14 protein-coding genes are annotated in these 12,926 nt (G+C 39.3%); 8 read left to right on the forward strand and 6 right to left on the reverse strand.

Annotated features, from left to right (window positions below):
- The 3 genes from H7254_RS07285 to mnmA all read right to left on the reverse strand — a co-directional run.
- On the reverse strand, window positions 1-236 hold a 236-nt coding region (locus tag H7254_RS07285; RefSeq protein WP_301932343.1), incomplete at its 3' end, for a hypothetical protein.
- Between the two features lie 66 nt (window positions 237-302).
- Complete coding sequence (locus tag H7254_RS07290) at window positions 303-1,049, reverse strand: hypothetical protein (protein ID WP_301932344.1); 747 nt, start codon at window positions 1,047-1,049, stop codon at window positions 303-305.
- Between the two features lie 33 nt (window positions 1,050-1,082).
- Window positions 1,083-2,198, reverse strand: a complete 1,116-nt coding sequence (gene mnmA / locus H7254_RS07295) for a tRNA 2-thiouridine(34) synthase MnmA (protein ID WP_301932345.1) — start codon at window positions 2,196-2,198, stop codon at window positions 1,083-1,085.
- Window positions 2,199-2,622: 424 nt separating this feature from the next.
- Here mnmA and H7254_RS07300 point away from each other — a divergent pair, with 424 nt between their 5' ends.
- On the forward strand, window positions 2,623-2,937 hold the full coding sequence (locus H7254_RS07300; protein ID WP_301932346.1) for a hypothetical protein: 315 nt from the start codon (window positions 2,623-2,625) through the stop codon (window positions 2,935-2,937).
- A 73-nt stretch (window positions 2,938-3,010) separates the two neighbouring features.
- Here the strand turns inward: H7254_RS07300 and H7254_RS07305 are convergent, their stop codons facing one another.
- The 3 genes from H7254_RS07305 to H7254_RS07315 all read right to left on the reverse strand — a co-directional run bounded on the left by H7254_RS07305 (window position 3,011) and on the right by H7254_RS07315 (window position 6,193).
- Window positions 3,011-4,243 carry an NADP-dependent isocitrate dehydrogenase gene (locus tag H7254_RS07305; protein WP_301922102.1) on the reverse strand — a complete coding sequence of 411 codons (1,233 nt, stop codon included), beginning with the start codon at window positions 4,241-4,243 and terminating at the stop codon, window positions 3,011-3,013.
- A 123-nt stretch (window positions 4,244-4,366) separates the two neighbouring features.
- Window positions 4,367-5,677 (reverse strand): NADP-dependent isocitrate dehydrogenase, encoded by a 1,311-nt coding sequence (gene icd / locus H7254_RS07310; RefSeq protein WP_301932347.1) that lies wholly within the window; start codon window positions 5,675-5,677, stop codon window positions 4,367-4,369.
- Window positions 5,678-5,725: 48 nt separating this feature from the next.
- The gene (locus tag H7254_RS07315) at window positions 5,726-6,193 is read right to left on the reverse strand and encodes a GNAT family N-acetyltransferase (protein WP_301932348.1); all 468 of its coding nucleotides are present in this window, start codon (window positions 6,191-6,193) and stop codon (window positions 5,726-5,728) included.
- A 105-nt stretch (window positions 6,194-6,298) separates the two neighbouring features.
- On the opposite strand from H7254_RS07315, the gene H7254_RS07320 reads away from it, so the two are divergent.
- The 7 genes from H7254_RS07320 to H7254_RS07350 all read left to right on the forward strand — a co-directional run bounded on the left by H7254_RS07320 (window position 6,299) and on the right by H7254_RS07350 (window position 12,911).
- On the forward strand, window positions 6,299-7,093 hold the full coding sequence (locus tag H7254_RS07320; RefSeq protein WP_301932349.1) for a thymidylate synthase: 795 nt from the start codon (window positions 6,299-6,301) through the stop codon (window positions 7,091-7,093).
- A gap of 100 nt (window positions 7,094-7,193) precedes the next feature.
- Window positions 7,194-7,745, forward strand: coding sequence for a dihydrofolate reductase (locus H7254_RS07325; RefSeq protein WP_301932350.1), 552 nt, complete (start codon window positions 7,194-7,196; stop codon window positions 7,743-7,745).
- Between the two features lie 98 nt (window positions 7,746-7,843).
- On the forward strand, window positions 7,844-8,596 hold the full coding sequence (locus H7254_RS07330; protein WP_301932351.1) for an O-methyltransferase: 753 nt from the start codon (window positions 7,844-7,846) through the stop codon (window positions 8,594-8,596).
- A 121-nt stretch (window positions 8,597-8,717) separates the two neighbouring features.
- Complete coding sequence (locus tag H7254_RS07335; protein ID WP_301932352.1) at window positions 8,718-9,851, forward strand: Re/Si-specific NAD(P)(+) transhydrogenase subunit alpha; 1,134 nt, start codon at window positions 8,718-8,720, stop codon at window positions 9,849-9,851.
- Between the two features lie 554 nt (window positions 9,852-10,405).
- Complete coding sequence (locus tag H7254_RS07340; protein ID WP_301921915.1) at window positions 10,406-10,738, forward strand: NAD(P) transhydrogenase subunit alpha; 333 nt, start codon at window positions 10,406-10,408, stop codon at window positions 10,736-10,738.
- 114 nt (window positions 10,739-10,852) lie between these two features.
- Window positions 10,853-12,373, forward strand: coding sequence for an NAD(P)(+) transhydrogenase (Re/Si-specific) subunit beta (locus H7254_RS07345; protein WP_301932353.1), 1,521 nt, complete (start codon window positions 10,853-10,855; stop codon window positions 12,371-12,373).
- Between the two features lie 109 nt (window positions 12,374-12,482).
- The gene (locus H7254_RS07350; protein ID WP_301921913.1) at window positions 12,483-12,911 is read left to right on the forward strand and encodes a CBS domain-containing protein; all 429 of its coding nucleotides are present in this window, start codon (window positions 12,483-12,485) and stop codon (window positions 12,909-12,911) included.
- The last annotated feature ends 15 nt before the right edge of the window (window positions 12,912-12,926 follow it).

The raw sequence follows: 12,926 nt of genomic DNA on the forward strand, positions 1-12,926 counted from the left end.
AAACGAATACTGTCAATGTATGCAGGGGTAACAGGTAAATCACTTTCATCAATATTTATATTATATCTTTTTCTTCTGTCGATGGCACGTTGGGCAAGAAATTGAGAAGGATTGCTGATTAAAAAAGGGGTGCCTGCTTTATCTTTTAACTGAATAATGTTGCGGGAAAATTGTGCAATGCCATTGATGTGAAACGCAATAAAAATTATGCAAAAAATAAGTGATAGTTTCTTCATTGGTAATTTAATTAACTTGCTAATCAGGCATTAAATTTAAAAAATAATGTTGACAGCAGCCGCCTTTTAATTGTGATCAATCATAGTGAGCGTAATACCGTACCCTATTTTATACCCATACGTACCGGGTGTTGGCGGCTGGTACTCCTGGTGAAGAAACCGGTGGTAAACAAGACCAACACCTTTGCCATAATTAGATACACTAAAATCTATTTGGCTATAAACAGCCGGATCGTCAGGATTTCCTACGGTGTCATCTCTTTCGCTAACTTTGATAGTGCTGTCGATGATTGTTGCTCCCAATGTTAATGGGGTATTTAAACTATCATATACATAATCCCAGTCAGCATAATATTGTACAACCGGTGCATCAGGAAAATTAGACGTAGCATCAATATAAGAATTCCCTTTCCAGGAAAAACCATTTTTAAAAGGAACTTTTAATTTTAAAAAACGAAAATTATTTTCAATAAATTCAAAAGAGCTGCCTGAATTAACTGCCATGAAAGTATTGTCTGCTATCCATTCGTCTGTGGCTTTTTTTCGAATAAATCTTCTGATGCTAAATGCTTTTCTTCCGAGGTTGTCGGTGATAGTATCTTGTACCATGTGCTTTACCTGGTAAGTGATTACAGTATCGTGGGGAGTTATATTATCTGCAAAAACCAGCGAATCTAACTGGTAAGTAATGTATTTCCCAACTTCCAGCGGAGCATAATCATTGATGGCATCTGTTTTAAATTCTTCTGTTTTTTTACAGGCACTAAAAATGATCGCTGCTACCAAACCAGCTAATAAAATATTTCTTTTCATAAAACAGAAAATTATTAAAATCAGACACTGATTTTATGCAAAAGGCTGCACACTCCGTTGAATAATACCGCCTCCAATCACATCATCCCCTTCATAAAAAACGGCACTTTGTCCGGGAGTAATACCTTTTACGTTTTCGAAGAAACGAACATTTACACCACTTTGGTATGTGTGCAGGTTACTAATCGCACCTTTATCTTTGTATCTAATTTTAGTAAGCACTTCCATTCCTTCCGTTAACCCCTCATATTTTATCCAGTTTATTTTTGCTACCTGCATTTCATTACCCTTTAAATCATCTTCTTCACCCAGTACAATGGTATTGGTGTCAGGGTCAATGGCGGTTACAAAAGCCGGTTTACCCAAGGCAATATCTAATCCTTTTCTTTGGCCGATAGTATAAAATGGGTAGCCCTTATGCTGCCCCAAAACTTTACCTGATTTATCCGTAAAATTGCCCCCATTCACCTTTGCTTCCAGCCCGGTTACGTTGCGTTTTAAAAAGCCGCGATAATCGTTATCCGGTACAAAACAAATTTCGTAACTCTCTGCTTTTTTTGCCAGCTCAGGATAGCCAAAATCATGCGCCATCTGGCGGATAGCCGTTTTGTGGTAGGTACCCAACGGCAAAAGTGTACGTCTTAACAAATCCTGCTGAAGCCCCCATAAAACATAACTCTGGTCCTTGGTTTCATCAATGCCTTTGCGAATAAAATATCTGCCATTGGTATGCTGGTGTATTTGTGCATAATGCCCGGTAGCAATAAACTCGCAGCCCAATGCATCCGCTCTTTTTAATAAAGCACGCCACTTTATATGGGTATTACACATTACGCAAGGGTTCGGGGTGCGTCCCGCCATATATTCTTCCACAAAATTATCAATCACAAAATCTCCAAACTCCTCCCGGATATCTAATATAAAATGTGGAAAACCGTGTTGCACTGCTGCCTGACGGGCATCGTTAAAACTATCCAGATTACAGCAACCGGTTTCTTTTTTACCGGTTGTACCTACGCTGGTGGCATAATCCCATGTTTTCATAGTGATGCCTATTACTTCATAGCCTTCGTTGTGCAGCATCAACGCAGCCACAGTACTATCTATTCCGCCACTCATGGCCATCAAAACTTTGCCTTTTTTACTCATATCGAAATTCTTCGATACAAAGATACAGATTAGTGGATAAAAATTATTTTCAAAATCAGGTACAACGTTGCGGTAATTCCTCAGTTTGAGTAATAAAAATTCTTTTAATTGGTATGAATTAGAAATTGCTAACGTTAAACTTGTTTCTTTCGGTAAAAAAATAAGGGCATTATATTTGACTTTTGAAAGGAAAACATTATCAAAAATTTTTTATGAAAAAAAGGATGGTGGTTTTGAAAATGTGTTTTACAGCTTTTTTTGATTTAATAAAAGACGAATTGCAGATTTTACAAAAAACGCTTACGTAGGCAAGGGGAAAATTAAATCAAAAGAATGAAAAAAATAAAACATACTTTAATAATTAATTTTCAACTTTATTAATTTTAGCTCAACATACAATCTCTTTAACTTTTAATTTTATAAAATGACAATCAAAAAATTCTTCCAAATCGCTCCGTTTATCTTTTTTATTGCTTTCGCAATGCCCTTTCAATCCAATGCTGCTGCTAATTTGCCAGTTACAGATAGTACGGCTGATGCCCGCATTGTAAGTGAAATTGTTAGCCGTGTTACAGAAATTCAGAATATGGATAAAACTAGCTTGAGTGCTAGTGAAAAAAAAGTATTAAAGAATGAATTAAATGCTATGAAACACAGAGCAGAAGGCCTTAACAGCCGGGTATATCTTTCTGTTGGTGCTATCATCATCATTATTTTACTTTTGATTCTTATTTTGTAACCAGGATAATTCGCTATAAAAAAAGCCCTGTTTTTGCAGGGCTTTTTTTATTAAATATGATGAATTAGTAAAATTATAAACCCATTTTCTTTTTCAGATTTTCATCAATTGCATCTAAAAATTCTTCTGTGTACAAATAATGTTCACCATGCGTTACTTTGTTGCCATGAATACAAACTGCAAGATCTTTCGTCATCTTGCCACTTTCAACTGTTTCAATACAAACTTTTTCCAACGCCTGGCAAAAATCAACCAATGCCTGGTTGCCATCCGTTTTACCACGAAACTCAAGGCCTCTTGTCCATGCAAAAATAGAAGCAATGGGGTTGGTAGAAGTGGGTTTGCCTGTCTGGTGATCCCTGTAGTGACGGGTTACAGTGCCATGGGCAGCTTCAGCTTCCATTGTTTTGCCATCCGGTGTAATTAAAACAGAAGTCATTAAACCTAAAGATCCAAAACCCTGTGCAACCGTATCACTTTGTACATCGCCATCGTAATTTTTACAGGCCCATACAAAATTGCCGTTCCATTTTAGAGCGCTCGCCACCATGTCATCAATTAGACGATGTTCATAGGTAATGCCTGCAGCCTTGTAAAGAGCCTTAAATTCATTTTGATATATATCTTCAAAAATATCTTTAAAGCGACCGTCGTATTTTTTTAGAATGGTGTTTTTTGTAGAAAGATATAAAGGCCATTTTTTTGTAAGTGCCATGTTAAAACAACTTCTTGCAAAACCCATAATACTTTCATCTGTATTATACATGCTCATGGCTACTCCGTCCCCTTTAAAATTGTAAACTTCAAAAACCTGTGCTTCTCCACCGCCTTCGGGTGTAAAAGTCATGGTTAATTTTCCTTTGCCTTTTATCAACGTATCTGTAGCACGGTACTGATCGCCAAAAGCGTGACGGCCAACAATGATGGGAGCCGTCCAGTTGGTAACCAGTCGGGGAACATTCTGCATAACGATTGGCTCACGAAATACAGTGCCATCCAGTATATTGCGGATAGTGCCATTCGGTGATTTCCACATTTGTTTCAGATTAAATTCTTTTACCCGGTCTTCATCCGGAGTAATGGTAGCACATTTAATACCTACCCCAAATTCTTTAATGGCATTGGCGGCATCGATGGTAACCTGGTCGTTGGTGGCATCACGATGTTCCATACCAAGATCATAATATTTAATATCCAGTTCCAGATAAGGAACAATCAGTTTGTCTTTTATAAATTTCCAGATAATCCTGGTCATCTCATCGCCATCCAGTTCTACCACCGGATTAGTTACTTTAATTTTTGCCATTGATTGCTTTTTTATTTGAGTGCAAATGTAAACGATTCAACATACTGTACAGACATGATTTACAGAAACATCATCAAATGTTTGGGGTAAACCGCAATACCAGTTTCGGTTTAATTACAAGGGTTATAAACTGCTGCTTTTCTTCAGCATTACATCTGCTGTTACCACTCCCATATTTGCAATAATTTCCTGTCCAAATTCACTCGTTTTTAACAGGGTAGCACCACTCATTAAATTGTAAAAATCAATGGTTACCCTTTTGCGCATAATGGCTGCCTGCAGTGCAGAAGTAATTAATTCAGCAGCTTCATGCCAGCCCATATAGTCCAGCATCATACAACCGCTTAAAATTACAGACGAAGGATTCATGCTGTCCGTACCGGCAAATTTTGGCGCTGTGCCATGGGTGGCTTCAAAAACAGCATAGCCGGTTTTGTAATTGATATTGGCACCAGGTGCAATGCCAATACCGCCTACTTCTGCAGCCAATGCATCCGAGATATAATCACCATTTAGGTTTAGGGTGGCTACTACAGAATAATCTTTAGGGGCAATTAATATTTGCTGTAAAAAATTATCAGCAATAATATCTTTAACCAGCAACTTGCCGTCATGGAGGGCTTTACGCTGCACTTCGTTGGCGTGCGCTTCGCCATGTTCTTTTTTCAGTTGATCCCATTCGTCCCAGGTAAAAGTTTTATCGCCATATTCCTGGCGGGCTACTTCGTAGGCCCAGTTTTTAAAAGCGCCTTCAGTAAACTTCATGATATTGCCCTTGTGAACAATGCTTACAGAAGGCAGGTGGTGTTCCAATGCATAATCAATGGCAGCACGCATCAGGCGCTTTGTGCCTTGTGATGAAACGGGTTTTACACCATAGCCGGAATCGCCGGGGAAACGGATATTTTTTACGCCCATTTCCTCTATTAAAAATTTCTCAAACTTTTGTGCCTCGGCGCTGCCTGCCTTCCATTCAATACCAGTATAAATATCTTCTGTATTCTCTCTAAAGATTGTCATGTCCACCAGTTCGGGATGCACAACAGGAGACGGCACACCTTTGAACCATTTCACCGGCCTTACACAGGCAAATAGGTCAAGGTCTTGCCGCATGGCAACATTCAATGAACGGATGCCGCCACCAATGGGTGTAGTTAAAGGCCCTTTTATAGAAATGATATAATCTTTGGCTATTTGCAACGTTTCAGCTGGCAACCATTCACCGGTTTGTTTAAAAGCTTTTTCGCCAGCCAGCATTTCTTTCCATTCAATTTTTCTGTTGCCTTCGTACACTTTTTCCACGGCCCTGTCAAATACCTGCCGGGCCACTTTCCAAATTTCCGGTCCAATACCATCGCCTTCAATAAACGGTATAATTGGATGGTTAGGTACATTGAGCTGACCAATACTGCCCATCGTAATTTTTTCTGCCATAATGTATTTTTAAGCGTATAAAAAGAGGCGTAAAGGTAAGCACTGAGTTTAAAAATTAACAGTACAATTCACCCAGCCCGCATCAAATTGTACATTGCCTAATTTTTTATAAAAATTAATGGCCGGTTCATTCCAGTCCAATACCTGCCAGGAAATAGCGACATATTTTTTTGCTTTTGCTTCTTCAAATAATTTGTCAAACAATAGTTTACCAATGCCCCTGCCACGTGATTTTTCGGTTACATGCAAATCCTCCAAATACATTGTTTCGCCCTTCCAGGTTGAATAGCGGGTGTAATACAGGGCAAGTGCCTGAACGGTTGCCAGGCCGGATTCATCAGTTTGTTCGGCCACAAAGGCCGACCATACCGGGGTTTTGCCAAACCCCGCATTTACAAAATGATCAAAGTCTACGGTTACTTCTTCCGGTGCTTTTTCATACACTGCCAGTTCGTAAATCAGTTCCATCATACGAGGGCAATCTTGCTGTACAGCCTTTCTAATAACAATACTCATAATTTAGGGTTGTTTTTTTCAAAATTCGCACAAAGCCTTCACATTGTGTAAATAAAATAAGAAGCTGATTTTCTGCGTTTAAAACAGACCGCTTAACTTGCACCCATGCAGCAATATCTTCAGCTTCTTAAACACATTAAGGAAACCGGTACCGATAAAAGTGATCGCACGGGAACGGGCACACGCAGTGTTTTTGGATACCAGATGCGGTTTGATTTAAGTAAAGGCTTTCCGTTAGTAACCACCAAAAAATGTCATCTTAAAAGTATTATTTACGAACTGCTCTGGTTTTTGCAGGGTAATACCAATATTGAATTTTTAAAAAAACATCATGTAAAAATCTGGGACGAATGGGCGGATGAAAACGGCGATCTCGGGCCTGTGTATGGCAAGCAATGGAGAAGCTGGCAGGGAGCTGATGGGGTAGAAGTGGATCAGGTGAAAGACCTGATTCAGCAGATAAAAACAAACCCTGATAGTCGCCGGATGATCATCAGCGCCTGGAATGTAGCCGATTTACCCAAGATGAAATTGATGCCTTGCCATTGTCTTTTTCAGTTTTACGTTGCCAACGGCAAACTGAGTTGCCAATTGTACCAACGTTCTGCAGATGTATTTTTGGGTGTGCCTTTTAATATCGCATCGTACGCGTTATTAACTATGATGATTGCACAGGTATGTGGGCTTGAACCGGGAGAATTTATTCATTCCTTTGGAGATGTGCATTTATATAACAACCATTTTGAACAGGCAGAGCTGCAGTTGGGCAGAGCACCTTTTCCTATGCCACAAATGAAAATAAATCCAGCAGTAAAAAATATTTTTGACTTTACATTTGAAGATTTTGAATTGCTGAATTACCAGAGCCATCCAGCCATTAAAGCGCCGGTGGCGGTGTAAAAGCCCTCCAGGGATTTGGAGAATGGTGGCAGGAGCTAATCCTCGTTTTTGAACAATGGTATTCCATTTGTAACAATGAGTAAATAATCAATAATAGTTTATGAACGAAACTTTAAATACAAACGAAAACACAAATCCCTCCCTGGAGGGCGGGGCAGCTGTTCTTAGTCTGATAGTTGCCGCATCTGAAAACAATGCCATTGGCAAAGACAATCAGTTATTGTGGCATTTACCCAACGACCTGAAATTTTTTAAAAATACTACCTGGGGTTTCCCGATTATCATGGGCCGCAAAACATTTGAAGCGGTTAACAAGGCGTTGCCGGGAAGAACCAATATTGTGGTAACCAGCAAGCCACACTGGCATGCTATGAATACGATTACGGCAACTACAATAGAAGAAGCCATACAAAAAGCAATAGCCGCAACCAGCAGTAAACAAATCTTTATAATCGGGGGCGGAGAAATTTATAAACAGTCAATGGAGATAGCAGACACCATTTATATGACAAGGGTACATACACAAATAGAGGGCGATACCTATTTTCCTCGAATTGATGAAAGTAAATGGACATTAACATCTAACCAGAATTTTGAAACAGATGAAAAGCATGCCTATGCCTATAGTTTTCAAATCTGGCAAAAGAAATAGCTGCCTGCTGACGTTCAAACGCATAATTTATTATCCATAACTCACAACTCAACTTGTATTCTCTTTTTCAGTTAGCAAAAAAATATCTTCGTTATTATTTGACTGCTTCCAACGGAAAGGGCCATGGTATTCATTCTCCTTTTGTATTCAATTTTGTAACACATGTACTAAATGATAAAAAAAAGTATGCATGTTACAATGCAATTGAAGCTGTAAGAAGTAAGTTAAAACAAGACAATACCATTATTGAAGTAGAAGATTTTGGCGCCGGTTCGGCAGTAATAAAATCTAATAAGCGGTTGGTAAAAGCCATCGCAAAAACTTCTTTGAAGCAGGCAAAATACGCACAGTTACTTTTTAGAATGGTACAGTATTATCAGCCAAAAAATATTCTGGAACTGGGCACTTCTTTTGGAGTTACCACTGCTTATCTGGCCAGCGGAAATGTTGACGCAAAAGTATTTACCTGCGAAGGGGCGCAGCAAATAGCATCAATTGCACAAAATAATTTTATCCAGCTGGCCATCAAAAATATTGAATTGATAACCGGTGATTTTGCAAAAACATTGCCACCACTTTTTTCTGCCATGGGTACGGTTGATTTCGCGTTTGCAGACGGCAATCACCGCAAAGAGCCTACGTTGCAATACTTTCAACAATTACTGGATCATGCCAATGACAATACCATTCTGGTGTTCGATGATATTCACTGGAGCAACGGAATGGAAGCTGCCTGGTCAACCATCCTGCAACATCCGATGGTTACCCTTTCCATCGATCTTTTTTTTATCGGTATTGTATTTATCAATAGCGGCATTAAAAAAAAGCAGCATTTTATAATCAAGTATTAACCTGGCTCAGTGCAACTTCGTCTGCTAATAAGAACTTTTTTGCCCCTCGTATTCTTTATTTGCTTTGTGTTGAACGCAGCCATATTTATTTTTCGCTAACTTTGTTCTAATCTTTTTATTTATGATTGTTGGTGTTTTAAAAGAATCATTTCCCGAAACCAGAGTCTCTTTCCTGCCTGAACATGTAACACTTCTAAAAAAATGGAATGTAGAAGTGGTGGTGGAACACAATGCAGGAATAACTGCATTTGCCACCAACGATACCTATATTGTAAGCGGTGCAACAGTTGCCTCCCGTGAGGAAGTGCTAAAAACCGCCGCCATTATTTTATCCATCAATAATTTTTCAGAAAACGATATTGCTTTCATTAACAAAACCGCTGTTGTATTGGGTGTATACCAGCCCTTGTTTAACTACAGCTCCATCAACAACTGGGCAGCACTAGGAATTACTGTTTTTAGTATGGATATGTTGCCCCGCACTACCCGTGCTCAAGGAATGGATGTATTAAGCAGCCAGGCAAATATTTCCGGTTACAAAGCAGTGCTTACTGCCGCCAATTTATTCCCTAAATATTTTCCAATGTTTATGACAGCCGCCGGCACCATACCGCCTGCTAAAATGTTGATACTTGGCGCAGGTGTAGCAGGACTGCAGGCAATTGCCACTGGCAGACGACTGGGAGCAGTGGTGGAAGTTTTTGATACAAGGCCCGCCGTAAAAGAAGAAGTAATGAGCCTGGGTGCAAAGTTTATAGAAGTTGAAGGTGCCGCCGATGCAAGTAAAGCCGGAGGCTATGCAGTTGAACAAAGTGAAGAATTTTTACAACGTCAAAAAGCAAAAATTGCGGAGAGTGTTGCTAAGGCGGATATCATTATTACCACGGCACAGATACCAGGAAAGAAAGCGCCTGTTTTAATAACTACATCCATGATGGAAGCCATGAAGAATGGTTCTGTAATTATTGACCTGGCAGCTGCCACTGGGGGCAATACTGAACTCACAAAAAACGATGAAACCGTTATTCACCATGGGGTCAGCATCGTGGGTAACTCCGGTTTGCCATCTGGTATGCCCAGCGATGCAAGCAAATTATATGGAAAAAATATTTTGAACTTTTTACAACTGGTTATCAGTAAAGAAGGCACACTTAATTTAAATTTTGAAGATGACCTGGTAAAAGGTACCTGCATAGTTCACGAAGGAAAGATTACCAATGAGCGGATACAGGCAGCAGTTAATGCACAACCATAAAAAACAGCAACTGTAAAAAGTATGCTTTTATTATATTATTGAACTTTTAGAAGTTGTTTGAGTTATTTATTTTTAATACCAGCTTTAGTTTTTTATATCATCATCGTTGCGTCGCAATCCGTTCATCGGCATACATTTGGGCATCTTGTTTATGCAACCTGATAAATATCTTACTTAACTCAAACAGATTCTTAATGTAACCGTATTATTTCCTGTTCACACTCCGGCCTCATAAAAAAAGAATTAAAAAAATTAAAATGGCTTGCGTTAAGGAATGAAATTGATGTTACCAGTGTTTGGCTTTGCTATTTGTTTGTAAGTGATACCAAAGTTGGGTTTTGTTTTTGAAGTTTGCGATCATTTATTTTAGCCAGTCATTTAAATTTTTAACCTTTTTTATGCTGTCTTCATCTTTTTTGCAACTTATTTGCATCAAGGCAAAAAAGTAAATGGAAACTTATAAAACACAATTATATCAGCGAACTTTCTATCGGATGAAAAAAATAAATACTATCCAGACATACACGTTTGGTTTATACACTAATCAATAAAATATGCATTCTATTTTAGACTTTTTTAGCCACCACATCGAAATAATATACATCGTTATTTTGTCCGTTTTTTTGGGAATAGAAATAATTGGCCGGGTGCCCAGTGTGTTACATACCCCGTTAATGAGCGGCGCAAATGCAATACATGGTGTAGTGGTGATTGGCGCAATTATAGTGATGGGCAAGGCGCAAACGGATAATTATTTTGCCATAGTACTAGGGTTTTTAGCGGTAGTGCTGGGAACCTTAAACGTAGTAGGTGGCTTTGTGGTAACAGACAGAATGCTGGAAATGTTTAAGAAAAAAAAGACGCCCCAGGCTACTAAAAAAGAGTAATGCCGGAATATAAAATACCACTAATTATTTTTACAAAAAGCAAAAAAGTTAAAAAACTGATTTTAATAAAAAGCGCCAAAAACCTTTTTAAAGGTTACGGTGTAAATTTTTTATATGGCACTTCACATACTTACCATTTGTTATCTTATCGCATCCGTAACTTTTATCCTGGGTCTTAAAATGTTGTCACATCCTGAATCTGCCAGAAGAGGCAACCTGGTAGCAGCAGCAGGCATGACCATCGGTATTTTTGGAACCATTTTTTTATTTGAACAGGAGGTTGCCGGCAGACCTGCGCACCTTAATAACACTGTATTAATTTTTGTTGCTTTAACCATTGGTGCAATACTGGGTTTTATTTCTGCCAAAAAAATAAAAATGACGGCGATGCCTGAGATGGTGAGCCTCTTCAACGGAATGGGCGGAGCCTGTGCCATGTTAATTTCAATCATTGAATTCAATCATTACCTGCATACCGCAATACGACCCGTTGGTAACCTTATATTTTTAACCGAAGAATTAACCACCGTTTCAATTATAGCCATCGTTGCCGGCTTGGTAATTGGCAGTATTTCATTTGCTGGCAGCATCGTTGCCTGGGGCAAATTAAGAGGTATTGTAGGGGATACTACTTTTAAAGGACAGCGTAATTTGAATATGTTTTTCCTGCTGGTTTTAGCCGCTGCTGTGGTAACATTTATTATTAAAACACCCGTTACCAGCGATGAATTGAGCGGGGTTTCATTGCCGGGTGGGGCGGTTGCACAATCATCCTGGGCAATAACTTCTTTTCATATTTATTTGTTTTATGGCATTTTGGCTTTATCCTTATTGTACGGTGTTTTATTTGTATTGCCCATCGGTGGTGCAGATATGCCGGTAGTAATTTCACTGCTTAATTCTTTTACTGGTGTAGCCGCTGCCTGTGCCGGTTTTATGTACAACAACCAGGCAATGCTAACAGGCGGTATATTGGTAGGTGCAGCCGGCACACTGCTTACCATATTGATGTGTAAGGCAATGAACCGTAGCTTGCTGAATGTGATCGTTGGATCATGGGGCGAAACCGCTGCCGCCGCCGGTGCAACCTCAAACGAACAGGGTGCTATCAAAGAAATCAGTTTGAGTGATGCATCCATGGTAATGAGTTATGCCACTAAGGTATTGATTGTACCTGGGTATGGACTGGCAGTGGCGCAGGCACAACATATTTGCCACGAATTGGAAAAAATATTAGAAGAAAAAGGGGTGGAAGTAAAGTATGCTATTCATCCTGTGGCGGGCCGTATGCCAGGGCACATGAACGTTTTGCTGGCAGAAGCCGATGTAAGCTATGAAAAATTACTGGAGATGGAAGACGCCAACGATGAATTTAAAACAACCGATGTAGTACTCGTATTGGGCGCCAATGATGTGGTAAACCCCGCTGCTAAAAACGACCCTGAATCTCCTATTTACGGGATGCCGATACTGGAAGTACAACAGGCCAAAACGGTGATTGTAAACAAACGCAGTATGAAGCCGGGCTATGCCGGTATAGAAAACGATCTCTTCTTTCAACCAAAAACAGCCATGTTGTTTGGCGATGCAAAAAAAGTGTTACAAAACCTGTGTGCAGAGATAAAAGCCGGGTAAAGGTCGGTGCCTGCTGGTGGCAGGGGGTATAAAAAATCCTTTTTTTTTACAGTATATTTCTTTACTTTACACATTGCATCTTAATTTATCACCATTTAAATTGATTGCCATGCTTAAAGTAGCTGATATATTAAAAACCAAAGGAAACAATATTTATGCAGTATTGCCCAATAGTTCTGTATACGATGCCCTTACCTTCATGTGCGAAAAAAATATTGGGGCGTTAATGATCATCGAAGACGGTGAATTAAAAGGTATTTTTTCTGAAAGGGATTATGCCCGTAAAGTAGTACTGGTAAACCGTACTTCCAGGGATACCAAGATCAATGAGATCATGACCCAAAAAGTGATCACCGTAACCTCTACTGATTCCATCGATTATTGTATGGAGCGCATGAGTGAAAGAAAAATACGCCATCTTCCCGTAGCCGATAATGGAAAAGTGATAGGCATCATTTCCATTGGCGATGTGGTAACCGCCATCATCGAATCGCAAAAAGAAACCATCTCGTACCTGCACAATTATATTTCCCAGTAAGGCTGATTTTTTATT

Source organism: Ferruginibacter sp. (genome assembly GCF_014377975.1).
In the GTDB taxonomy this organism is placed as follows: Bacteria; Bacteroidota; Bacteroidia; order Chitinophagales; family Chitinophagaceae; genus Ferruginibacter.

Coding starts and splice junctions, on each gene's coding strand:
- H7254_RS07345 (WP_301932353.1), top strand. CDS start 10,853: ATGGCACTTCACATACTTACCATTTGTTATCTTATCGCATCCGTAACT.
- H7254_RS07340 (WP_301921915.1), top strand. CDS start 10,406: ATGCATTCTATTTTAGACTTTTTTAGCCACCACATCGAAATAATATAC.
- H7254_RS07300 (WP_301932346.1), top strand. CDS start 2,623: ATGACAATCAAAAAATTCTTCCAAATCGCTCCGTTTATCTTTTTTATT.
- mnmA (WP_301932345.1), bottom strand. CDS start 2,198: ATGAGTAAAAAAGGCAAAGTTTTGATGGCCATGAGTGGCGGAATAGAT.
- H7254_RS07315 (WP_301932348.1), bottom strand. CDS start 6,193: ATGAGTATTGTTATTAGAAAGGCTGTACAGCAAGATTGCCCTCGTATG.
- H7254_RS07305 (WP_301922102.1), bottom strand. CDS start 4,243: ATGGCAAAAATTAAAGTAACTAATCCGGTGGTAGAACTGGATGGCGAT.
- icd (WP_301932347.1), bottom strand. CDS start 5,677: ATGGCAGAAAAAATTACGATGGGCAGTATTGGTCAGCTCAATGTACCT.
- H7254_RS07335 (WP_301932352.1), top strand. CDS start 8,718: ATGATTGTTGGTGTTTTAAAAGAATCATTTCCCGAAACCAGAGTCTCT.
- H7254_RS07290 (WP_301932344.1), bottom strand. CDS start 1,049: ATGAAAAGAAATATTTTATTAGCTGGTTTGGTAGCAGCGATCATTTTT.
- H7254_RS07325 (WP_301932350.1), top strand. CDS start 7,194: ATGAACGAAACTTTAAATACAAACGAAAACACAAATCCCTCCCTGGAG.
- H7254_RS07350 (WP_301921913.1), top strand. CDS start 12,483: ATGCTTAAAGTAGCTGATATATTAAAAACCAAAGGAAACAATATTTAT.
- H7254_RS07320 (WP_301932349.1), top strand. CDS start 6,299: ATGCAGCAATATCTTCAGCTTCTTAAACACATTAAGGAAACCGGTACC.